Annotated in this window: 19 protein-coding genes and 1 pseudogene; 5 read left to right on the forward strand and 15 right to left on the reverse strand. The window is 68.2% G+C overall.

The window, feature by feature from the left end; all coding sequences use genetic code 11:
* Positions 1-14: 14 nt before the first annotated feature.
* Positions 15-466: pseudogene (locus ACWF9G_RS27860) on the reverse strand (hypothetical protein); the annotation flags it as partial.
* A gap of 253 nt (positions 467-719) precedes the next feature.
* Between ACWF9G_RS27860 and ACWF9G_RS27865 the strand changes: the two are divergent.
* Complete coding sequence (locus ACWF9G_RS27865) at positions 720-1,514, forward strand: hypothetical protein (RefSeq protein ID WP_452518937.1); 795 nt, start codon at positions 720-722, stop codon at positions 1,512-1,514.
* 86 nt (positions 1,515-1,600) lie between these two features.
* On the opposite strand, the gene ACWF9G_RS27870 is transcribed toward ACWF9G_RS27865, so the two are convergent.
* The 3 genes from ACWF9G_RS27870 to ACWF9G_RS27880 form a co-directional block, all read right to left on the reverse strand.
* Positions 1,601-1,774, reverse strand: a complete 174-nt coding sequence (locus tag ACWF9G_RS27870; protein ID WP_379309855.1) for a hypothetical protein — start codon at positions 1,772-1,774, stop codon at positions 1,601-1,603.
* The gene (locus ACWF9G_RS27875; protein WP_452518938.1) at positions 1,771-1,923 is read right to left on the reverse strand and encodes a hypothetical protein; all 153 of its coding nucleotides are present in this window, start codon (positions 1,921-1,923) and stop codon (positions 1,771-1,773) included. Before ACWF9G_RS27875 ends, ACWF9G_RS27870 begins: the two co-directional genes overlap by 4 nt.
* 80 nt (positions 1,924-2,003) lie before the next feature.
* On the reverse strand, positions 2,004-4,427 hold the full coding sequence (locus tag ACWF9G_RS27880) for a cation-translocating P-type ATPase (protein WP_452518940.1): 2,424 nt from the start codon (positions 4,425-4,427) through the stop codon (positions 2,004-2,006).
* 35 nt (positions 4,428-4,462) lie between these two features.
* On the opposite strand from ACWF9G_RS27880, the gene rarD reads away from it, so the two are divergent.
* Both rarD and ACWF9G_RS27890 read left to right on the forward strand, forming a co-directional pair.
* On the forward strand, positions 4,463-5,386 hold the full coding sequence (gene rarD, locus ACWF9G_RS27885) for an EamA family transporter RarD (RefSeq protein ID WP_452518942.1): 924 nt from the start codon (positions 4,463-4,465) through the stop codon (positions 5,384-5,386).
* 170 nt (positions 5,387-5,556) lie between these two features.
* Positions 5,557-6,477: an ADP-ribosylglycohydrolase family protein gene (locus ACWF9G_RS27890; protein ID WP_452518943.1), complete on the forward strand. Its 921-nt coding sequence runs from the start codon at positions 5,557-5,559 to the stop codon at positions 6,475-6,477.
* A gap of 127 nt (positions 6,478-6,604) precedes the next feature.
* Here the strand turns inward: ACWF9G_RS27890 and ACWF9G_RS27895 are convergent, their stop codons facing one another.
* From ACWF9G_RS27895 to ACWF9G_RS27905, 3 genes are all read right to left on the reverse strand, one after another.
* Entirely contained in the window at positions 6,605-9,850 is a 3,246-nt protein-coding gene (locus ACWF9G_RS27895) for an arabinosyltransferase domain-containing protein (RefSeq protein ID WP_452518945.1), read from the reverse strand.
* 109 nt (positions 9,851-9,959) lie between these two features.
* The gene (locus ACWF9G_RS27900) at positions 9,960-10,457 is read right to left on the reverse strand and encodes a hypothetical protein (protein WP_379309861.1); all 498 of its coding nucleotides are present in this window, start codon (positions 10,455-10,457) and stop codon (positions 9,960-9,962) included.
* A gap of 108 nt (positions 10,458-10,565) precedes the next feature.
* A complete protein-coding gene (locus tag ACWF9G_RS27905) occupies positions 10,566-10,850 on the reverse strand; it encodes a hypothetical protein (RefSeq protein WP_379309872.1) in 285 nt (94 codons plus the stop codon).
* 36 nt (positions 10,851-10,886) lie between these two features.
* Between ACWF9G_RS27905 and ACWF9G_RS27910 the strand changes: the two genes are divergently transcribed.
* On the forward strand, positions 10,887-11,423 hold the full coding sequence (locus tag ACWF9G_RS27910; RefSeq protein WP_452518964.1) for an RNA-guided endonuclease InsQ/TnpB family protein: 537 nt from the start codon (positions 10,887-10,889) through the stop codon (positions 11,421-11,423).
* On the opposite strand, the gene ACWF9G_RS27915 is transcribed toward ACWF9G_RS27910, so the two are convergent.
* The gene (locus ACWF9G_RS27915) at positions 11,306-12,607 is read right to left on the reverse strand and encodes a DNA polymerase IV (protein ID WP_452518966.1); all 1,302 of its coding nucleotides are present in this window, start codon (positions 12,605-12,607) and stop codon (positions 11,306-11,308) included. The two genes, ACWF9G_RS27910 and ACWF9G_RS27915, sit on opposite strands and share 118 nt — an antisense overlap.
* Before the next feature lie 180 nt (positions 12,608-12,787).
* Here ACWF9G_RS27915 and ACWF9G_RS27920 point away from each other — a divergent pair, with 180 nt between their 5' ends.
* Positions 12,788-13,663, forward strand: a complete 876-nt coding sequence (locus ACWF9G_RS27920) for a UTP--glucose-1-phosphate uridylyltransferase (RefSeq protein ID WP_379309862.1) — start codon at positions 12,788-12,790, stop codon at positions 13,661-13,663.
* A 367-nt stretch (positions 13,664-14,030) separates the two neighbouring features.
* On the opposite strand, the gene ileS is transcribed toward ACWF9G_RS27920, so the two are convergent.
* From ileS to pgeF, 7 genes are all read right to left on the reverse strand, one after another.
* Complete coding sequence (gene ileS / locus ACWF9G_RS27925) at positions 14,031-17,162, reverse strand: isoleucine--tRNA ligase (RefSeq protein ID WP_452518947.1); 3,132 nt, start codon at positions 17,160-17,162, stop codon at positions 14,031-14,033.
* A gap of 277 nt (positions 17,163-17,439) precedes the next feature.
* Positions 17,440-17,664, reverse strand: coding sequence for a hypothetical protein (locus tag ACWF9G_RS27930; protein WP_452518949.1), 225 nt, complete (start codon positions 17,662-17,664; stop codon positions 17,440-17,442).
* Positions 17,665-17,747: 83 nt separating this feature from the next.
* The gene (gene wag31, locus ACWF9G_RS27935) at positions 17,748-18,608 is read right to left on the reverse strand and encodes a DivIVA-like cell division protein Wag31 (protein ID WP_452518951.1); all 861 of its coding nucleotides are present in this window, start codon (positions 18,606-18,608) and stop codon (positions 17,748-17,750) included.
* Between the two features lie 60 nt (positions 18,609-18,668).
* Positions 18,669-18,971 carry a YggT family protein gene (locus tag ACWF9G_RS27940; RefSeq protein WP_189033702.1) on the reverse strand — a complete coding sequence of 101 codons (303 nt, stop codon included), beginning with the start codon at positions 18,969-18,971 and terminating at the stop codon, positions 18,669-18,671.
* A gap of 89 nt (positions 18,972-19,060) precedes the next feature.
* Complete coding sequence (locus tag ACWF9G_RS27945) at positions 19,061-19,816, reverse strand: cell division protein SepF (protein WP_189033701.1); 756 nt, start codon at positions 19,814-19,816, stop codon at positions 19,061-19,063.
* Positions 19,817-19,923: 107 nt separating this feature from the next.
* Positions 19,924-20,661, reverse strand: coding sequence for a YggS family pyridoxal phosphate-dependent enzyme (locus ACWF9G_RS27950; RefSeq protein ID WP_379309866.1), 738 nt, complete (start codon positions 20,659-20,661; stop codon positions 19,924-19,926).
* A gap of 52 nt (positions 20,662-20,713) precedes the next feature.
* Positions 20,714-21,445 carry a peptidoglycan editing factor PgeF gene (gene pgeF, locus ACWF9G_RS27955; RefSeq protein ID WP_379309867.1) on the reverse strand — a complete coding sequence of 244 codons (732 nt, stop codon included), beginning with the start codon at positions 21,443-21,445 and terminating at the stop codon, positions 20,714-20,716.
* Positions 21,446-21,498 lie beyond the last annotated feature (53 nt).

Genomic DNA, 21,498 nt, shown 5'->3' on the forward strand with positions numbered 1-21,498 from the left:
GCGGTTCTGACTCGTCATCGGTAGCAGTCCTGGTACCCACGGCTGGTCAGCACCGAGATGTCGCAATAGGTGGCGCGCGGGTAATAGGCGCCCATGCTCGTCGCGAGGTCCGCACCGCGGGCTTGCGCCGCCTGCACCGACCACGGGTAGAACTGCGGTGACGGCAGCATGTTGCGAAGGAACACGACCTTGTTCGGCACCGACGTCGAACCCCATGCCAGTACCGTCAACGCCGGATCATGGACCTGTGCGGCCTCCGCGGGCGCCGCCACCACGTAGGTGTAGTAACCCTGGTCGTCGAGATGGGTCTGGAAGTCCGAGGCGCAGGAGACCACCGGGTACGGCGAAACCTTGTCGTTCTGGCACATCGCGCCCAATAGCGCAGTTGCGCACCGGGTTGGGCCGGTGGCGCCCCCGCCCGGCTGTCGGGGAAGGTGGGCGCTTTACCTCGGATGACCAGTACACGGGGTGTTCAGCGAGAAGTATCGGGCCGACGGATACGTGCCGGCCAGGCTGATCGAATCAGTGGAGCCGAGCAGGTACGGCAGTATCCAGTAGGTGGCGTTCTCGTCAGGAAACGCGACATTGAAATTGTGACTGTTCGACATCAGCCGCCAAGAGCACACCAGCCCCATGTCGTATCCCTGTGGCTCCGCCCAGGAGCGCGACAATTCTCGTAGCAACCTTGGAGAATCGATGATCGGATTCTGGAGGAATCGATGAAGCCGCACCACATATCCGCGCTCACATTCGTCCTCGCGGTCTCGACCGCCTGCGCGCTGACCGCGTGCGGCAGCGACGACAGCGCGAGTCGCGCAACCCCCGTCACGTCGATGACGAACTCGGCGGGCGATGTCCGGTACGGGCCTGGGCCGTCGATCGATATCGGCGGTGCGCAGACCAACCTGCGCGACGTGCGCTACTGCGAGATACTTCCGGTGACCAGGGACAAGGAGCAGTTCACCGCGACCGTCTACAACACGATCGGGCTCAACACCTGCCCCGAGGATCAGTGGCAGGCCATCACCAAGGACGCGGTGAAGCAGGCATACCCCGCCATCGACGCGGACCTGAACGGACCACGCCACTGGGTCCTCGACGGTATCGACGCCGAGGCGGGCAGCGACAGCGCGTCGAACGACAGCTGGTACTTCGGCGGCATCCAGATGGGCAAGCGCGGAAGCCTGCAGGCGATGGCCCGCGAAGCGATCAGCGACAGCAAGCCGTACAACGTCAAAGAGGTGACGCGGCACACCACATGGACCTACGACGCCGGCCAGCCGGTATTCGAACTGACCGCCCCGGACGGCTCGATCTACACGATGCAGTCCTACGCGCAGATCGTCGATCCGAATCTGTCGTACAACGACTTACCGACGCTCACCGACAAGATTCACCTGCCACAGGGCTGGACGTACAACGTGCGGATGCTGGATTCACCGCTCAACATCATCGCCGACGGAACGGCCTACGTGGTTCAGGACGACCTGAAGAACTCCTATATGCGCCGTTGACGCTGACCTGGATTCCGCCGTGCTGCCTTCAAACATCGAGTCCGATCCGGCGACGATATGGATGGCACTCCGAAAACAGCACTGGCCTAAGGTAGTTCGGCGTCGCCGCCTTGCTCCGCCAGCTCCCACAAGGCGCGCGCTCGGTCCACGTCTCCGGCCTGATCGTAGGCATCAGCCATCAGTTCCAGCGCCGCTGAGTCGAGCCGATCAATCTGCACCAGAAGCCGGGAGAAGAGCTCGTCCAGCTCGTCGGGGGTCACTGGAATGTCCGAAGCGATTCGGGGTCGGCGAGGTGGTCCCCCCCGGCCAGTTGTTCCGGCACCCGGCTGGGCAGCGGCATGACCGCGGCCGGGTTGCCCGAGAACGGTGCGTCGGCGAACGCGTCGATCTGGTGCAGCAATACCTCCATAGTGCGCAAAGGTACTCCAACACCGAATGTTCGTCGGGCACAAGGGTTCTCGAGGCGGACCCGGCCTGGTCAGCGGTGGGTCACGCGCCCTGGGCCCCGACCGCGGGAACGAACTTGCCGGTGTTGCCGGACAGCCGCGACTGCACCCACCACGCCAGCTCGACCAGCACGATGCCCACCGCGCCGCATACGAACGCGGCCAGCGTCAGCCGCAGGTTCGACGGGTCGAGTTTGAAGAACTCGCGGGTGAACGGAATCGTGAACAGCGCGATGTAGGCGAACACCGACACCGCGATCAGCACCACCTTCCACCACACATACGGACGGGCCACCAGCGCGAGCACCCACACCGCGATCATGATCAGCGTGATCAGCGCGGTGGTGCCCGCCTGGACCTTCTGCGTCTCCGAGGCTTCCGGACCGGCGTAGGCGATCAGGTAGGCGACGAACGTCGCGACGCCGATCACCACACCCGATGGCACCGCCAGGCGCATCACCCGGCCGACGAAACCCGTGCGGGCGCGCTCGTTGTTGGGCGCCAGCGACAGGACGAACGCCGGGATGCCGATGGTGAACCAGGCCGCGATCGTGACGTGGCGCGGCAGGAACGGATAGCCGATCGGGTCGTAGCCGAAGATCTGCGAACCGACACCGGCCAGGCCGACCAGGAACGCCAGCAGCACCGAGTACACGGTCTTGGTGAGGAACAGATTCGAGACGCGCTCGATATTGCCGATCACCCGGCGGCCCTCGCCCACCACATACGGCAGCGTCGCGAACTTGTTGTCCAGCAACACGATCTGGGCCACCGCACGGGTCGCCGGGCTGCCCGCGCCCATCGCGACGCCGATGTCGGCGTCCTTGAGGGCGAGGACGTCGTTGACGCCGTCACCGGTCATCGCGACGGTGTGTCCGCGTGATTGCAGCGCGCCGACCATGGCGCGCTTCTGGTCGGGGCGGACGCGGCCGAAGGTGGTGTCGCGGTCGAGGACGTCGGCCAGTTCCTCGCGGTCCTCGGGCAGGGTGCGCGCGTCGACGGGATGGTCGCCGCCGGGCAGGTCGAGCGAGGAGGCGACCGCGCCGACCGAGACGGCATTGTCGCCGGAGATCACCTTGATCGAGACATGCTGGCTCGCGAAGTATTCGAGGGTCCCCTTGGCGTCGGGGCGCACCTTCTGCTCGAGCACGACCAGCGCGGCGGGCTCGACCCGGCCGGGGGCGTCGCCGGAATCGACCGGGCGGTCACTCCTGGCCAGCAGCAGCACGCGCAGGCCCGACGAGCCGAGCTGTTCGGCATGCTCCGCGTCGGCGGAGGTCGGATCGAGCAGGACATCGGGCGCGCCGAGCAGCCAATCACCCTGGGCGCCATAGGAGATGCCGCTCCACTTCTTGGCCGAGGAGAACGGGGCGATGGCGGTCTGCGACCAGCCCGGCGCGTCCGGCAAGGCTTCGGCGATGGCCTGCACGCTGGCATTGGGGCGCGGGTCGTCGCTCGCGAGGGCGGCCAGCGCCCGGCGCACCTGAGCTTCGTCGAACGCGCCGAGCGGTTCGATGTGCGACAGGCGCATGCCGTTCTCGGTGAGGGTGCCGGTCTTGTCGGCACACACCACGTCGACGCGGGCCAGGCCCTCGATCGCTGGCAGTTCCTGCACCAGGCAGTTGCGTTTGCCCAGGCGCACCACGCCGACCGCGAACGCGATCGAGGTCATCAGCACCAGACCCTCTGGCACCATCGGCACCAGCGCGGCGACCATGCCCGAGACCGCGGGCCGCCAGGACTCTTTGCTGGAGACCAGCTGGTTGTAGATGCTCAGCGCGCCCGCCGGGATCAGCAGGTAGGTGATGAACTTGAGGATCTTGTCGATGCCGGAACGCAGCTCCGAATGCACCAGGGTGAACTTGCTGGCCTCCTCGGCCAGTTTCGCCGCGTAGGCGTCCTTGCCGACCTTGGTCGCGCGGTAGGCGCCCGACCCCGACACCACGAAGCTGCCCGACATCACCGGGGCGCCGACACCCTTGTCGATCGGGTCGGCCTCGCCGGTGAGCAGCGATTCGTCGATCTCGAGCGCGGCGGCTTCCTCCACCTCACCGTCGACGACGATCTGGTCGCCGGGGCCGAGCTCGATCAGATCGTCGAGCACGACCTCGCCCGGCGCGATCTGCTCGGCGACGCCGTCGCGGCGGACCGTCGGCTTGGCCTGGCTGACGATCGCCAGCTGATCCAGGGTCCGTTTGGCTCTGATCTCCTGGATGATGCCGACCGCGCTGTTGGCCACGATGAGCAGGCCGAACATGCCGTCGATGATCGAGCCGGTGGACATCACCAGCAGGAACAGCACACCGAGAATGGCATTGATGCGGGTGAACACGTTCGCGCGGACGATGTCGCGCACCGACCGGCTGGCTCTGGCCGGCACATCGTTGGTGCGCCCGTCGCGGCGGCGTTGTTCGACCTGTGCTGCGGTGAGCCCGGTCGCCGCGGGCTCCTGCACGGAAATGGACATGCTCGTCAGGCTACGTCAGTCGTAACATGGGATGAATGCAGCGCAGCTCGTCCCCGCCCGGTGTCGTCTTCGGAACAAGCGCCTATCTGATCTGGGGATTGTTCGCCGCCTTCTTCGGACTGCTTGCCTTCGCCTCGCCCGCCGAAGTGGTGGCGCAGCGGATCATCTGGACGCTGGCGGTGGTGTTGCTGCTGCTCACGGTGACCGGGCGGCTGCGAGGACTGCGCGGGATCGACGCCAGGACCTGGCGGATGGCGGCGATCGCCTCCGCGGCGCTGTCGCTGAACTGGGGTGTGTACGTCTTCGGCGTCACCACCGGTCACATCGTGGAGTGCGCGCTGGGCTACTTCATCAATCCGCTCGTGACGGTCGCCATCGGGGTGGCACTGTTCCGGGAGAAGCTCACCAGAGCGCAGTGGGTGGCGCTGGGGCTCGGCGCGCTCGCGGTGGTCGTGCTGACCGTCGACTACGGCCGGCCACCGGTGATCGCCCTGATCCTGGCCTGCTCGTTCGCCACCTACGGCCTGGTGAAGAAGGTGATCCGGCTCGACGCGCTGCGTGGCATCGCGGCCGAGGGCATCGTCGCCGTCCCGTTCGCCCTAGCCTTCCTGATCGTGCTGCTGGCCACCGGCCGCAGCGAGTTCACCTCCAGCCCAGCCCATTTCGGCCTGATGCTGGCCACAGGGCCGGTCACCCTCGTCCCGCTGCTGTTGTTCGCCGTCGCGGCCCAGCGCGTCCCCCTCTCGATGATGGGCATCCTGCAGTACCTCACCCCGGGTATGCAGATGGCCTGGGGCGTCGCCGTCATGCACGAACCGATGCCCGCCTCCCGCTGGGCGGGTTTCGCCCTGATCTGGGCCGCCCTTGTCGTCTTCACCACCGACGCCCTCCGCCGCGCCCGCCGGGCACGGCGCGCCGGCTCGATCGCCGAACCAGTCGGCGAAGTCGCCACGCGCTGAGGCGGTCGCAGTTCAGGCGTCGAAACGACGTCGGGACCTCGATTGGTCCGCGGCGGCAGTGGGCAGAAAGCGGGCGCGTCTGGGGGCGAAAGCTTGGGGTATCTCGCATTCCGACCGGTAGGGTCGACTGCTGGACAATCGGAGAGTGGGCGCCCGAGAGGGGTGGGTCTGTGCAGGACGCGGGGTTTTCGGATCGGGTGGCGGGGGTGCTGGTCGGTGGGGCCGCGGGGGATGCGTTGGGGGCGGGGTATGAGTTCACCAAGCCGGGGTCCGCGGTGGTGATCGATATGGTCGGGGGTGGGCCGTTCGAGTGGGCGCCGGGTGAGTGGACCGACGATACGTCGATGGCGTTGGCGATCGTGTTGGCGGCGGTGAACGGGCCTGGGATCGATCTGGATGCGGTGGCGGCGGGGTTTGTCGCGTGGTTCGACTCCAAGCCGCCGGATATCGGGAATCAGACCTGGAAGGTGTTGTCGGCCAGGCCTTCTTCCGCGCTGGATATGCAGGTGGTGGCGATGTCGCTGACCGGGCGGACCGGTGGGAACGGGTCGTTGATGCGGACCGCGCCGGTGGCGCTCGCCTATCTCGACGACGCGGACGAATGTGTGGCGGCGGCGGGTCGGGTCGGGATGCTCACGCACTACGACGAGCATGCTGTCGAGGCGTGCAAGATCTGGACATACGCGGTGCGGCATGCCGTGCTGAACGCCGACTTCGGTGGGGTGCGCGAATACGTCGGCGGCTCAGCGCAATCGGCCTATTGGACCGAGCGCCTTGACGAGGCGGAGCACGGTACGCCCGACGACTTCCCGAACAACGGCTGGGTGGTGCACGCCCTGCAGACCGCCTGGTGGGCGATCACCACGACCGACCAGTCGACACCGGAGCATCTGCCCCGCGCACTGGAAGCCTGTGTCCGCGCGGGCAACGACACCGACACCACGGCCGCCATCGCGGGTGGCCTGCTCGGCGCGCGCTGGGGCGCCTCCGCCGTCCCGGCCAGGTGGCGGGCCATGCTGCACGGCTACCCCGGCCTGACCGGCGCGGACCTGCCCGATCTGGCACAGCGCATCGCCGCATACGCCCCCTGACCAGGCCGGTCGGTCGCCGCGCTGAACGTTCACCATCCCCCGATCGGTCGAAATCTGGACCATCGGAGCGATTGCTGAACGCTCAGCGCATGCTGACAGCGCGCGCGTTCGATCGCACAGGTAGGGCTTACCAGGCCGTGATGATCGGCCCCGGAGTCCATGTCCCCCACCGATTGTCGGAGTCGACCGTCGGATTCGCGGGCACCGCGCCGTTGTCCAAGGGCAGGTACTGCTCGATCGAGCCCCAGTCCCGGTCCCAGTCGTTGTTCAGGTAGGTCGGCAGGGTGCGGGCCGTGAACAGGAGCTGGGTCCAGCCGAGCGGGCCGCCACCGTCGTGGCCCTGCCACAGGTTGGTGATGGTGGCGCCGTTGCGGTCGGGCAGGATGCGGTATTCGGGCAGGGCCGAGATTCCGTTGTAGGTGGGCAGGTGGTTCTGGCACGGGAAGTGCAGGCCCACAGCCCAATCCAGCAGCACCGGGGTATCGCGGCCGACGAGCGCGTTGAGCGTGGTGGTCTGCGGCATGCGCGGCGGGGTGACCGCCAGCCACTGGTCGGGGCCGAGATCCTTGTCCTGGGCGACGAGCCGGACGACGCCGGTGTCGGCGGGGAGCTGGTCGAGCGGGACGCGCAGGTTGCGCCAGGTCGGGGCGGGGCCGATGTCGATCGGCATGACCTGGCCGGTCACGGTGACCGTGCCGTCGGGGGCCGCGGTGCCGTATTCGACGAGGAGTTCCTGACCGGGGTGCACGATGCCGTCGGCGTCGACCGACCGGATCCTGCCCGCCACCGAGACCGCGAGCAGCGGGCCGCGCGGGCCGTCGGGCAGGCGGAACCAGCCGGTGGTCAGCGCGGCGGGTTCCTGTGCGCCGGAACGGTAGCTGCCGAGCACGGGGGTGGTCGCCGGGTCGAGCCCGAACGGGAGCTGCAGTGAGCCCTGCCGGGATTCGGAACCGGCGGAGGTCGAGGCGTCACGCAGCTCCTCCGGGTCGTCGGACACCGAATTCGCCTGTCCCGTGGTCGATTCCACCTCGTCGGAGGTCAGCACGGGTGCGACGCCGTCGGGGCGGAAGCCGGTCGAGCCGGCGCCCGCCATCGTGGTGGCGACATCGCCGGTCAGCGGGGCGAGCATGGACGCGTTCGGGTCGGTCTCGACGAGCACCTCGTCGGCCATGCCGCACCCGCCCGCGAACGCGGCGTCGAAGTTGGAGCCGGCCACCGAGTAGGCGGGGTACTGGGCGATCGTGGCTTTCGCGAAGGAGGCCAGTTCGAACAGCACCATCAGCGCGGCCGCGACCGCGAGGACCGGCACCGCCGCCAGCCGCCCCGCCCGTGGCTTCGGGTTCGGGTTCGGGTGGATGTGGAACCACGCGGCGACGGCGAGTGCCAGGAAGGTCAGGCCGGCGAACACGGTCGACAGGCCGAAACCCGCGACGGTCGGCGGCTTGTCCCACCAGGGAATTCCCCACGAGGACACATACCAATAGCCGTTGGCGCCGACGAAGGTCATGGCCATGGCGAAGAAGACCGCGGCGGCGAACAGCGCGCGATTACGCAACGGCCGCAGCACATCCGAGCTCACCGCGACCGCGGTCACCGCGGCGACACAGGTGGCCAGACCGGCGAATACACCGAACTGGTGGGTCCACTTGGTCGGCGAGAACATCATCAGCACCATGGCGGCCAGGGTGATACCGAGCATGCGCCGGGTCGGGCCGACCGCGGTGCCGGGGATGTGCCCGCCGCGGCGCAGCATGACCGCGGTGCACACGACCAGGCCGAGCAGCATGGCGAACACGCCGAAGCGCCGGGTCAGCCAGCCGTCGGCATTGAGTTGCAGCAGGTACTGGTAGCGCAGGAACTCGAAGAACCAGGACTCCCCCGGCCCGATCTTGCCGTGCACCTCGAACATCTCCAGCACGCCGGCCAGAGTCCGGTCGGCGAACACCACGGTCAGCACCACCGTGCCCGCCGCCAGGATCGGCAGCAGCAGCGCGAGATAGCCGACCGACTTCGCGCGCTGCACGATGACCGCGGTGACGACGCGCGCGCCTGCCACGAGCGCGCCAAGGCAGATCAGGCCCGACGGCGCGCCGGTGAGGGTGAACGCGGCGACGATCACCGCGACGGCGAAGGGCAGCAGCCGCCGGGTCGCGATGGCGCGTTCGACCGAGACCCAGGTGACCAGCACGCCGAGCGCGACCACGAATTCCGCGCGCAGGCCGTTGTTGTAGGGCAGCCAGAAGGCCAGGAACACCAGCGCCGCGGTCCAGGTCGCGACCCGCTGACGGCCCACCGCCACGCCGAGCCTGGGCAGCACTTCCCGGCTGATCAGCCACCAGGTGAGCAGGCCGGCGCCGAGGGCGGGCAGGCGGACCAGCGGGCTGACGGCGGAGATATGGGTGATCCAGCCGATGATGTCGGTGTAGGGCGTGTAGAACGGGCCCTCGTCGACGCTGAACCAGCGGTAGTAGTTCGACATGGTGCCGGAACTGCGGGCGCCCCTGGCCATGCCGAGGATGTAGCCGTCGTCGGAGGTGTTGGCGCCGATGAAATGCCACACGACCAGGACGGCGAACACCAGCCAGTCGACCGGTCGCAGCCGCCACCAGCGCTGCGGCAGGAACCGGCGGGCCGAGCGGCCGTCGAGCGCGTCCAGCCGGTGCAGGGCGAACAGCGACAGCGCGGTCGCGAGCAGGCACAGCACGATCGCGGCGAGCTTGATCCAGGTCGGCGAGGTCGTGTAGCGGGAATCGGCCACCACCTGCACCGCCAGGTCGGCGGGCGGTGCCCCGGTCAGCTCGCTGAAGACGCCGACCACCTGGGGTCGCAGATCGGCGGGCACGGTCGCGCCGGACGCACCGAGACCCGTCGCGGTGACGGCGGCTTCCTGCGGCGAGATCGCGACGGAGATCGCGCAGGTGTTGCCGAGTACGTCGGCGAGTGGCGCCGTCCACAGCAGTGTCGAGCGCGACACCACATCGACGCGGCCGGGCCGGTCGGGAGTGTCTGCGACGACCTTGACGACGAAGCCGTACTTCTCCATGTCGGCCGACTGGTGCGGAATCGTCGACACGGCGACGCCGCCGCTCTCGGCGAGCGTGCTCAGCGCGGCGCACGGCACGGTGGCCGACAGCGCCGCGGGAGCGTAGGCGACCAGCGGGGATTCGATCGAGGTGGTCGTGCCACGCTGCGGCCAGGAGACCGTGGCGGTGTCGACCCGGACCGGCAGGAACGGGATGGCGATCGCGCTCAGCACGCCGACGAGGGCGGCGACGAGAGCGACGATGCGCGCCCACCCGCCGAGCCGGGCCCGTCGTGCGGGCTCCGAAGCATCCTTGGGCGGATGCCCCTGCCGCACGATCGTCTCTACCACGGGGCCCGATAGTAGCGGCGCGGACCGCGGCGGTCGAAACACGTGCTGATCACCCACGGCCCGGTGCCCGAAAGCCCCTGCCGAAGGCGTGGGCTTTCGGGTCGGTAACTCAGGCGCAGGCGACCGACTGCTGACCCAGGTTGGTCAGCATGCCGCAGGCCCACGACTTCTGGACCTTCCACTTGCCGTCCTCGGCCACGAACGGCACGTCGACGACATTGGTCTGACCATTGACGGTGAAGTTGGCCTTGGCGTTGACGCTCTCACCGAAGGAGGTCACCTCGGTGACCTGCACCTGCACATTGGCGTCCTTGGCCGCCTGCGCCAACCGGTTCGGCAGCTCGGGATCGGCCGAACCACCCTGCACGAAGTCCGTCTTCTCCTCGTTCGGGACCGAGGGATCCAGCGCGGTGTTCAGCTGTGCATTGAGCTCCTCCACAGTCGGCACCGGGGGCAGTTCCGCGGCGGCTGTGGCCGTGGCCTTGACGCTGGTGGTGGTCTTGGCGGCGGGCTTGTCACCCTTGTCGTCGCTGCACGCGCTCAGCCCGAGGGCGGCGACCACGGCCAGTCCGGCGATCGCGACACGTCCGGTCGTACGAAGCTTCAACTGCTCGTCCTTTGCGTTCGAGGTGGGAGTTCCATCGCGGTAGCCGAGGCTACCGGAGATCCACCGACGGGCCGCTCTACAGGCCGGTGCGGACATCGGCATCTTCTGTCATAGCCCAACGGTATTGTCCGACTGTGCAGCTGCGATACAACTTAAGGGTGCGCGGGTGGCGCCACCGAAGTACCGGTCCCGCAAGGACAATCGGCAATCGATCCGGTTCACGCGTAATGCCAGGTTCACGGTGACCTCATGCCGGAAGCTGAGGCTGCCGAAGATCGGCGATGTTTCGGTGCGCTGGTCACGGGCGCTGCCGTCGGATCCGTCGAGTGTGACCGTGATCAAGGACGCGTCGGGCAGATACTTCGCTTCCTTCGTGGTCGAGGTCGAGCCCACGACAAGTCCACGGCGATCATCCGCGACAACCAAGCGGTGTACGTCGAGGACTTGTGCGTCAAAGGTTTGGCGCGAACTCGATTGGCGAAGTCGGTTCACGATGCCGGGTGGGGCATGTTCACCCGTATGTTAGAAGAGAAAGCGGCTAGATATGGGCGGGTCTTCGGCAGAGTGGATCGCTGGTTTCCGTCGTCGCAGCTGTGTTCATTGTGTGGTGTATCGAGCGGTGTGAAGCCGTTGCATGTCCGCTCGTGGACGTGTGTTTGTGGCAGCACTCACGATCGGGATCTGAACGCCGCGATCAATATTCTGGCCGCAGGGCGTGCGGACAGACCAACGCCTGTGGAGCTGGTGTCAGACGTGCCCTCGGGTGCGCGACCGGCGGCCACCGGAAGCGCGGCGCAGCCCGTGCAGGCCGGAATGCCTACCCTTCGGGGCGGGGGGGACGTCAATACTCAGGAGAGGCTGGCGAGCGGGTCGGCCCGTGTCAGGCGCTCGTCGTCGGCTGGAAACGTCCGCGCCGGGCCCGGGCCTGTCGAGCTCGTCTCGAAGCGGACGGTCACCACGCCGTAGCCCGCGCCCTGGACCCAGCCGTGCCCGAATTCGGGGTGGCTGACGTCCATGCCCGGAAACCAGTGTCCGGCAGGAGGGTTGTGCTCGTCGGGGGGTGGCGTGGTGTCTTCGACCGCCTCTGCGACGAGGTCTTGCGGCACTGCCTGGTCGAGTTCGGGGAACAGTGATTCCTGGCGCACCAGCGACAGTCCGCCGTAGCCGACGCCGACCAGCCGGATCGGGCCGAGTTCGGTCGGATCGATCGCGGATCGTTGCGCGGCCGCGGACAGGGTGGCGAGGTCGGCGGTGGCGTAGGGCAGGGTGAACGACCTGGTCACGATGCTCATATCGGACTTCTTGAGTTTGAGCACCACGGTGCGGGCCGCCCGGCCGTCGTGTTCGAGCCTGCGGTGCGCGGATGCCGCCATGGCGGTGATGGCGGTACGCAGGTCGGGCAGGGTGACGATGTCGCGTTCGTAGGTGTTCTCGGCGCTGATCTGCTTGGCCTCGGCGCGCTCGGTGACCGGGCGGTCGTCGATGCCGCGGGCGAGCCGGTGCAGCGCGGCGCCCATGCTGCCGCCCAGGATCGAGGCGGCCTCGGATTCCGGCAGCGCCGCGAACGCGCCGACGGTCTCGATGCCGAGGCTGCGCAGCCTGCTCTCGGCGACCGGGCCGATCCCCCACAGTTTGCGTACCGGCAGCCCGGCAAGCAGTCCGCCCTGTTCCGTCGGGGAGATCACCCGCATACCGTCGGGTTTGGCCAGGCCGGAGCCGATCTTGGCGAGCTGCTTGCCGGTGCCTGCGCCGATCGAGGCGGTGAGTCCGGTGCGCGCGTTGACCAGTTCGCGCAGCATCGCGCAGTATTCCTCGACCCGCGCCACGCTCGCACCGGCCAGCTCGGCGGGTTCGGCGAAGGCTTCGTCGAACGACAGGGTCTCCAGCACCGGAATGCGACCGCGGAGCGTCTCGAACACCTGGGCGCTGAGCACCGAATACACCGCGCCACGCGGCGGCACCACGACCGCCGACACGCCGATCAAGCGCCGGGCCTGATGCATCGGCATGGCCGAGCGCGCGCCGTAGACCCTGGCCTCGTAGCTGGCGCCCGCGACGACACCGCGCTGACCAGCGCCGCCCACCAGAACGGGCCTGCCACGCAGGGTCGGCCGGGTCAACTGCTCGGCCGAGGCGAAGAACGCGTCCATATCGATGTGCAGCACCCAGCGGCGGGCGGTGACCGCCGCATCGGCCCTGGCAGGGACGCCTGCGGTGGCGGTGGCGTCGGTCCTCACGCCCGCAATCTACGCGGGACCGCCGACAGATTCGGCAGCCGGTTGACAGCCGTGACACAGCGATCACCCAGCCCGGTATGTGATGATCGGTGGATGAAGATCCGCAAGGCTGTCATTCCGGCTGCGGGAATCGGCTCCCGGCTGCTTCCGCTGACCAAGGCGACGCCGAAGGAGATGCTGCCGGTCGGCGACAAGCCGGTCATCGAGCACACCGTGCGCGAGCTGGTCTCCTCCGGGATCACCGACATCACCATCGTCGTGAGCAGCGGCAAGTCGCTGATCCAGGATCACTTCCGCCCGAACCCGGCACTGGTCGCGCAGCTGCGCGCCGACGGCAAGTCCGCCTACGCCGACGCGGTGGAAGAGGTCGGTGAGCTCTCGCGCGCCGGTCACATCACCTATCTCGACCAGCACGGTCCGTACGGCAACGGCACGCCCGTGCTCAATGCCGCCCGGAACCTGGGCGACGAGCCGATGCTGGTGCTGTGGCCCGACGACGTGTTCGTCGCCACAGTGCCGCGCGCCCAGCAGCTCATCACCGCCTACGAGTCCACCGGCTGCCCGGTGCTCGCGCTGATGCCGATGGCGCCGGGCGAGTCGCAGCGCTACGGCGTGCCCGTGGTGCGCGAGGACCTCGACGACGGGCTGCTGCGCATTTCCGGCCTGATGGAGAAGCCCAAGCCCGAGGACGCGCCGTCGGCCTACGCGGCCATCGGCGGGTACGTGGTGACGCCGGGCATCATCGACGAGCTACAGGTGCAGACCGACAACTGGTACACCCACCAGACCGGCGAGGTGTACCTGACCGACGCGATCAACAACTACGCCGCCAAGCACGCGGTGTACGGACAGGTCATCCAGGGCCGCTGGTACGACACCGGCAACCCGGCCGACTACCTGGTCGCGCAGTTCGCCTCGGCGCTGGCTCATCCCGAGTACGGGCCGCTGCTGCGCCAGCTGGTCGACTAGGCGTTCACGCTCGGCCATGACAGCTGGTCGGCTATCGGGCGGCATCGCCTGACCGACCCGCTGATCCGGTGGCGCGCCGGGGATGACTCGCTCCCGGCGCGACACCGTTTCCACAGGACAATCATCACGAGCAGTCACTGTCACCTGAGCGTGTTCCATGCGCATCAGCAGCAACGCGTCAGATTGTGCCCGACGGCCCGGCGAATGTCCCACATTTCAGCAACTTCTCAGCATCGAGCGTGTCGCCGAGTGATCGAGCCTGCGAATCCGAGTGTGCCGCAGTCGATTCGACCCGGCCGAGGGGCCGACACCATGACCGCGAGAAAGGGGCGGGACCGTATCCGGCCCCGCCCCTTTCTCCGGCGATCTACGCCTTGCTGACCGAAGCCCGCACTCCGCCGGTGAGCTCGGCGGCATCCGGGCCCGCCGCACCGAACGTCAGCGTGGTGGCCAGGATCTCCCCGGCGATCAGGTCGCGGTGGGTCTGGGCCCACTCGGCCCGTTCGGCGGGCACGTCCAGCACCACGCTGATGCGGTCCGACACGTCGAGGCCCTGTGACTTGCGGGTCTCCTGCAGGTCGCGGATGAGGTCGCGGGCCCAGCCCTCGGCCTCCAGCTCCTCGGTGACCACCGAGTTCAGCACCACCAGACCGGCATTGCCCGGCAGGGCGGCGGTGGACTCGGGTTCGGCGGCCACCAGACGCTGGGTGTATTCCTCGGGCAGCAGGGTGATCCCGGCGGCGGTGACGACACCGTCGGCCGACTCCGTCCACTCCCCCGCCTTGACGGCCTTGATCACCGTCTGCACCTGCTTGCCGAGGCGCGGACCGGCGGCACGCGCGTTCACGGCCAGCTCGAACCGGCCGTGCACGGCGACGTCGGTGGTCAGGTCGACCTTCTTGACGTTGACCTCGTCGGCGATCAGCGCGGTGAACGGCGCGAGCCGCTCGGCGTCGGCCGCGGCGATGGTGACCTCGGCCAGCGGCAGCCGCACCCGCAGGTTCTGCGCCTTGCGCAGGCTCAGCACGGTGGAGCAGACCACGCGCACCTCGTCCATGGCGGCGACGAGTTCGGGATCGTGCGGCAGCTCGGTCTCGGCAGGCCAGTCGGTCAGGTGCACCGAGCGCTCGCCGGTGAGCCCACGCCAGATGACCTCGCTGATCAGCGGCAGCAGCGGCGCGGCCAGGCGGGTGACCACCTCGAGCACCGTGTGCAGCGTGTCCACCGCGTCGCGGTCCTCGGACCAGAACCGCGACCGCGACCGGCGCACATACCAGTTGGTGAGCGCGTCGGCGAAGGAGCGCAGCTCGTCGGCGGCGCCGGCGATGTCATAGGTCTCGAGCGCCTCGGTGATCACGTCACGGGTGACCGCGAGCTTGGCCAGGATGTACCGGTCGAGCACGTTCGGCGAATCCGTGCGCCACTGTCCGGGCTTGGAGGCGTAGAGCTGCAGGAAGGTCCACGCGTTCCACAGCGGGCGCAGCGCGTGGCTGACACCTTCGCGGATGCCGCGCTCGGTGACGATGAGGTTGCCGCCGCGCAGGATCGGCGAGCTCATCAGGAACCAGCGCATCGCGTCGGAGCCGTCGCGGTCGAAGACCTCGTTGACGTCGGGGTAGTTACCCTTGGACTTCGACATCTTCAGCCCGTCGTCACCGAGCACGATGCCGTGCGCGGCAACGGTTTTGAACGACGGCGAGTCGAACAGCGCGGTCGAAAGGACATGCAGCGTGTAGAACCAGCCGCGGGTCTGCCCGTTGTACTCGACGATGAAATCGCCGGGGAAGTGGCTGTCGAACCACTCCTTGTTCTCGAACGGGTAGTGCACCTGGGCATAGGGCATCGAGCCCGACTCGAACCAGCAGTCGAGCACCTCGGGCACCCGGCGCATGGTCGAGTTCCCGGTCGGGTCGTCGGGATTGGGCCGGGTGAGGTCGTCGATGTAGGGCCGGTGCAGATCCTGCGGGCGCACGCCGAAGTCGGCCTCCAGCTCGTCGAGCGAACCGTAGACGTCGACGCGCGGGTAGGCCGGGTCGTCGGAGACCCACACCGGGATCGGGCTGCCCCAGTAGCGGTTACGGCTGATGTTCCAGTCGCGCGCGCCTTCGAGCCACTTGCCGAACTGACCGTCGCGGATGTGCTCGGGCACCCAGCTGATCTGCTTGTTCAGCTCGACCATCCGGTCGCGGAACTGGGTGACGGCGACGAACCAGGACGGCACGGCCATGTAGATCAGCGGCTGGCCGGAACGCCAGCTGTGCGGGTAGGAGTGCTCGATCGTCTCGTGCCGCAACAGCTTTCCCGCGGCCTTGAGGTCCTTGATGATCACCGGGTTGGCGTCGAAGACCATCAGGCCCTCGTACGGCGGCACCATCGAGGTGAATTTGCCTGCCGGGTCGAGCGGCTGCACGATCTCGATGCCGTTGGCCCCGGCCACGTCCATATCCTCCTCACCGAAAGCCGGTGCGAGATGGACGATTCCGGTGCCGGAGTCGGTGGTGACGTAGTCGGCGGTGAGCACGCGGTGCGCGTGCGGGTGGCCGACGAAGAAGTCGAACGGCGGGCGGTAGGACAGGTCGGCCAGGGCCGCGCCGTCGTACTCGCCGAGCACCTCCGGCTCGTCGCCGAACTCACGGGCGTAGTGCGAGACGCGTTCGGCCGCAAGCAGATAGCGCTTGTCGTCGGCGCCGCGCACGTGCACGTACCGCACGTCGGGGTGCACCGCGATCGCCAGGTTGGACGGCAGGGTCCACGGCGTGGTCGTCCAGATCAGCGCGTTCGCGCCGTCGAGCGCGGCGAGGGGATGCTCGGCCGGGACCACCAGCTGCATGTCGACGGTGACCGCCGGGTCCTGGCGCATCTTGTAGGCGTCGTCGAGGCGGGTCTCCTGGTTCGACAGCGGCGTCTGCTCGTACCAGCTGTAGGGCAGCACCCGGAAGCCCTGGTAGATCAGGCCCTTGTCGTAGAGCGACTTGAACGCCCACATCACCGACTCCATGAAGTCGAGATCGAGGGTCTTGTAGTCGTTGTCGAAGTCGACCCAGCGCGCCTGGCGGGTGACGTAGTCACGCCACTCGCCGGTGTAGCGCAGCACCGAGGACTTACAGGCGGCGTTGAACTCGGCCAGCCCCATCTCGTCGATCTGCGCCTTGTCGGTGATGCCGAGCTGCTTCTCGGCCTCGATCTCGGCGGGCAGGCCGTGGGTGTCCCAGCCGAAGCGGCGGTCGACCAGCTTGCCGCGCATGGTCTGGAAGCGCGGGATCAGGTCCTTGACGTAGCCGGTGAGCAGGTGGCCGTAGTGCGGCAGGCCGTTGGCGAAGGGCGGGCCGTCGTAGAAGACGAACTCGTCGTTGCCGTCCCGGTTGCGCAGGCTGGCGCGGAAGGTGTCGTCGCCGGCCCAGTAGTCGAGCACCTGCTGTTCGAGTTCCGGGAACGACGCGCCGGAACCGGCGCCGAAGTCGACCCGGGGGTATGCACCGGTGGTTGTCTCGTCCGCCATCGCGGATCTGCTCCTCGTGCCGCCGCGCCGTCGGCGCGAATCCTGGGCACGGGGACGATGCCGACGCCGGTGCGCCGTACCGCGGTACCACCCCGTTTGCCCGTTCCGCCCCTGGTGGGAAGCGGTGCGGGCCTCTCGTTGTGTGAGCTGTGACGGGCTCACCCGTTCGGTTCTACTGAGCGCGAGCGCCGTTCTTCCGAAGGCTCCCCGGTGATGGCCGGATCAGTGCCGTGTGTTCTTCGATTCTAGCGGGGACCGTCCAGCGAATATTCCGCGGTCAGTCCCGCCGGCTGCGCCACTCGGCACGCTGCGCGTGGTGCCGTCCGGGCCGGACCGGGTCGTTCTCGGGTTTTCGCGAGGCCAGCGCGCTCACCAGCAGCGTGGCGGCACCGATCATGCAGATCAGAATGCACCCCCAGGCCCACAGCACCGAACCGGTGGCGAGCGCCGCGACGAGCAGACCGAAACCGATTGCCGCGAGGACGAGCGTCAAGACGAGCATGCTGACTCCCAAGAAACCCGAGCAGCCCGATGAAAGCTGGGCGTTCCCGGATCACGCGGCGTGCCGCGCGACCCGGGTTCAGTTTACTTGCCGCCCTTGGCGAAGGAGGCGGGAGCCAGACTGTTGGCAGAACCGTTGGTTTCGCCGGCGAACTCGCCACCGTCGACCGGAACGGCCGACCCGCGGTTCTCCAGCTCCTCCAGCTGCGACTCCAGGTACGACTTCAGCCGCACGCGGTACTCGCGCTCGAAGGTCTTCAGCTGCTCGATGCGGCTTTCCAGCACCGTGCGCTGCTGGGTGATGGTGGCCATGATCTCGGCGTGCTGGCGCTCGGCGTCGGCGGTGAGCGCCTCGGCCTTGTCCTTGGCCTGCCGGATCTGGGTGTCGGAGCGGTTCTGCGCGTCGGCCAGCATCGCGTCGGACTTCTGGCGCGCGTCGGCGATCATCGCTTCCGAGCGGGTGCGGGCGTCGCCGACCAGTCGCTCGGAGTTTGCCCGCGCGTTCGAGAGCAGTCCCTCGGCCTCGGTCTTGGCGTCGGTGGTGAGCCGGTCGGCCATCTCCTGCGCCAGGGTGAGCACCTTCGCGGCCTGCATGTTCGCGTCGGGACCGGAGTTGTCCCTGACCGGCGCGGCGACCGGCATCGGCGCGGACGGTGCGGCGGGCACCGGTGGCGCGATAGGTTCTGGGACAGGCGGCGGAGCCTGCTGGACCGGCGCCTTCACGGCGTTGACCGGGGCGGATGCGCGGTTCTTCTTGGCATCGGCCAGCTCGGTGTCGAGCTCGGCGACCCGCTGGCGCAGGTCGGCGTTCTCCTCGATCAGGCGCGAGAGCTCCTGCTCGACGAGATCCAGGAAGGCATCGACCTCGTCCTCGTTGTAGCCGCGCTTACCGATCGGCGGTTTGCTGAACGCGACGTTATGCACATCGGCGGGAGTCAGCGGCATCGAAGGATCCCTTCACGCGTCTTTTGGAGAACTAGCAAGCGGTCTTCTCGATTCAGTATGTCACACGGAGGTCACGGGCTGCCCGAGCCTACCCACGATGGACATCAGGATGAACACCACGAAGAGCAGGACCATTATCGACAGATCGAGCCGAATACCCCCGAGGTTCACAGGAGGTATCAACCGCCTCAGAAGTTTCACCGGCGGGTCGGTCACCGTGAAGATGACTTCCAGCAGGATCACCACCACACCGGTAGGGCGCCAATCGCGCGCGAAACTGCGAATGAACTCGACGATCACCCGGCTGATCAACAACAGCCAGAAGATGAAAAGCACGAGGTACAGAACCGCGAACAGGGCCACGGCTTCACTCTGCCGCAAAATCGTCGGCTTGCAAAATGGCCGCGCCGCGCGGTGCGCGGGCGGCCATCACGATGTTGCGGATGTGGCGTCTATTTCTGGTTGTAGAAGCCGTTTTCGGCGATCCGGCGGCGCTCTTCCGCCGATACGTCGACATCGGCCGGTGAGAGCAGGAACACCTTGGTCGCCACCTTGTCGAACGAACCGCGCAGCGCGAACGCGAGCCCGGCCGCGAAATCGACCAGCCGTTTGGCATCGGCATTGCTCAGGTCGACCAGGTCCATGATGACCGGGTTGCCCTCGCGGAAACGCTCACCGATGATCCTGGCCTCGCTGTAGTCCCTCGGACGCAGCGTGGTGATCTTGGACAAGGGACCTCCGTCCTCGAAGATCCCGGGCCGCCGCGCTGCCGCGGGCTCGGGGCGCAAGCGCTCCTCGAGCCTGCGCTCCTCGGCGTCGGGATCGACCGCGAGCGCTCCGCGGGTGGAGCCGCGCATGCCGGGTGCGACACCGCCCGCCCGGAACGAGCGACCCGACGACGGGGCGGTCTCGATCCTGGTCGGACGCCGCGGCGCCTCGTAGCGATCGTCGGCATAGGTGTCGGCGACGTAATCGTCACGGCGCGCCTGGTAAGCCGACTTGTAGGCCGGCTGCGGGTAGTCGTCGGCCTCGTCCTCGAAACGGTCGGAGCCGTAACGGTCTTCGGCGTAGCGGTCGTAGCTGCGCGGGCGGGTGCGGCCTGCGCGCTCCTCGGCGCCGCGGGGGGCGTGATCGTCGACGTAATCGTCTTCGTACTCGTCGAGCGGAACCATGCCGAAGTACGCCTTGAACTTGTGCAGCGTGCTCATCTGGACGACCTTCCTTCGGCCCCGGTGGCGGCCGGGTGTTGAAGTTCTTGCTCAGCGCCTCGTCGGCCCAATCGTATGTGTCGAATGTGACTGATGAGGTTTCTTTGCTACGCCGAGGTTATCGGTCGCGCGCCCATCAGGGCGGTACCGACACGCACACAGGTCGAACCGTGTTCGACCGCAACTTCCAAATCACCCGACATACCTGCAGAAAGTTCGGTGGCATCGGCGTGTTGCGCGAGCAGCGAAGTGTGCAAAGTCGCAAGATTCGCAAAGGACGCATCAGTCGCGGCGTCAAGGGGCGGAATCGCCATCAGACCGGCCAGATCCAGGCCGGGGGCCTTCGCCACGAGGTCGGCCAGGGCGGGCAGATCGGCCGGTGCGACACCCCCGCGTCCGGGGTCGTCGTCCAAGCTCACCTGCAGCAGGACACGCAGGGGCGCGGTACGCTCACCGGCTGCCAGTGCGTCCTGCGCGGCCCGGTCCAGCGCGTTTGCCAGTCGTTCGCTGTCGACCGAGTGCGCGGTGTGCGCCCAGCGCGCCACCGCGCGCGCCTTGTTCCGTTGTAAACGGCCGATCATGTGCCACTCGATGTCGTCGTAGGCCAGCTGGTCGACCTTGGCCGAGGCCTCCTGCTCGCGCGACTCGCCGAACTCGCGCCTGCCGAGGCGGTAGAGGATGTCGACGTCGGCGGCAGGAAAGAACTTCGTCACCGGGAGCAGGCGGACCGAGCCCGCCGGGCGGCCCGCGGCGGCGACGGCGGCGTCGATGCGCGCGAGCAGGCCGTCGAGCCTGGCCGACAATTCCGCGGTGCGGGCGGTGTCCTGGTCGGCGGTCGAGGTCATGCCGAACCTTCCTGCGTGGTCACGCGCGCTACCGGCTGAGGGCGCCGAGCGCTCATGCGGGGCTGTCCATCCAGATCACGCCGGCGATGCGGCCGGTCGGGGCGCCACGGCGGTGGCTGAACAGGGTTTTGTCCTCGATGGTGCACCGCGGGTCGAGCGCGATTCCGCCGACGCCCGCCTCGGTGAGCTGCCTGCTGATGCCTGCGCGCAGGTCGAGGCCGGGGGTCTTGCGGACCGTCGTGGTGGCGCTGCCGGGCAGGTGGGCCTCGACATCGGCGCGCATCGCCGCGGGGACTTCGTACTGGCGGCCCGACGCGGCGGGGCCGAGGAAGGCGCCGATCCGGTCGACGCGCGCGCCGACCGAGACCATCGCCTCGAGCACCCGGGGCACGATGCCGATCCTGGCGCCGATGCGGCCCGCGTGGACCGCGGCGATGACGCCCGCCTCGTCGTCGGAGAGCAGGATCGGCACGCAGTCGGCGGTGAGGACCACCAGGGCGAGGTTCGGCACGGTCGTGACCAGCGCGTCGGTCACCGGCACCGGTTCGGTGCGCGGTCCGTCGACGATCTCGACAGTGCGTCCGTGCACCTGCTCCATCCACACCAGCCGGTCCGGTGTGAGCCCGATGCCCTCGGCCAGGCGAATCCGATTGCGGCGCACGGCTTCCGGATCGTCGCCGACGTGATCGCCCAGGTTGAAGGAGTCGTACGGGGCGGCGGAGAAGCCACCGGCGCGGGTGGTGGTCACCCGGCGGACGGTCACGGTGGGCGGTGCGGAAGTCATGACTTCGAGCGTAGTGCGGTCGGGGCGGTGTGGGTCGCCCGCGCGTGGTGACG

The sequence above is a fragment of the Nocardia sp. NPDC055029 genome, assembly GCF_053608525.1.

Bases quoted from the DNA above. Each gene is read 5' to 3' on its own strand.
- ACWF9G_RS27865 (WP_452518937.1), top strand. From the start codon at position 720: ATGAAGCCGCACCACATATCCGCGCTCACATTCGTCCTCGCGGTCTCG.
- ACWF9G_RS27875 (WP_452518938.1), bottom strand. From the start codon at position 1,923: ATGGAGGTATTGCTGCACCAGATCGACGCGTTCGCCGACGCACCGTTC.
- ACWF9G_RS27880 (WP_452518940.1), bottom strand. From the start codon at position 4,427: ATGTCCATTTCCGTGCAGGAGCCCGCGGCGACCGGGCTCACCGCAGCA.
- rarD (WP_452518942.1), top strand. From the start codon at position 4,463: ATGCAGCGCAGCTCGTCCCCGCCCGGTGTCGTCTTCGGAACAAGCGCC.
- ACWF9G_RS27915 (WP_452518966.1), bottom strand. From the start codon at position 12,607: ATGGACGCGTTCTTCGCCTCGGCCGAGCAGTTGACCCGGCCGACCCTG.
- ACWF9G_RS27920 (WP_379309862.1), top strand. From the start codon at position 12,788: ATGAAGATCCGCAAGGCTGTCATTCCGGCTGCGGGAATCGGCTCCCGG.
- ileS (WP_452518947.1), bottom strand. From the start codon at position 17,162: ATGGCGGACGAGACAACCACCGGTGCATACCCCCGGGTCGACTTCGGC.
- ACWF9G_RS27930 (WP_452518949.1), bottom strand. From the start codon at position 17,664: ATGCTCGTCTTGACGCTCGTCCTCGCGGCAATCGGTTTCGGTCTGCTC.
- wag31 (WP_452518951.1), bottom strand. From the start codon at position 18,608: ATGCCGCTGACTCCCGCCGATGTGCATAACGTCGCGTTCAGCAAACCG.
- ACWF9G_RS27945 (WP_189033701.1), bottom strand. From the start codon at position 19,816: ATGAGCACGCTGCACAAGTTCAAGGCGTACTTCGGCATGGTTCCGCTC.
- ACWF9G_RS27950 (WP_379309866.1), bottom strand. From the start codon at position 20,661: ATGACCTCGACCGCCGACCAGGACACCGCCCGCACCGCGGAATTGTCG.
- pgeF (WP_379309867.1), bottom strand. From the start codon at position 21,445: ATGACTTCCGCACCGCCCACCGTGACCGTCCGCCGGGTGACCACCACC.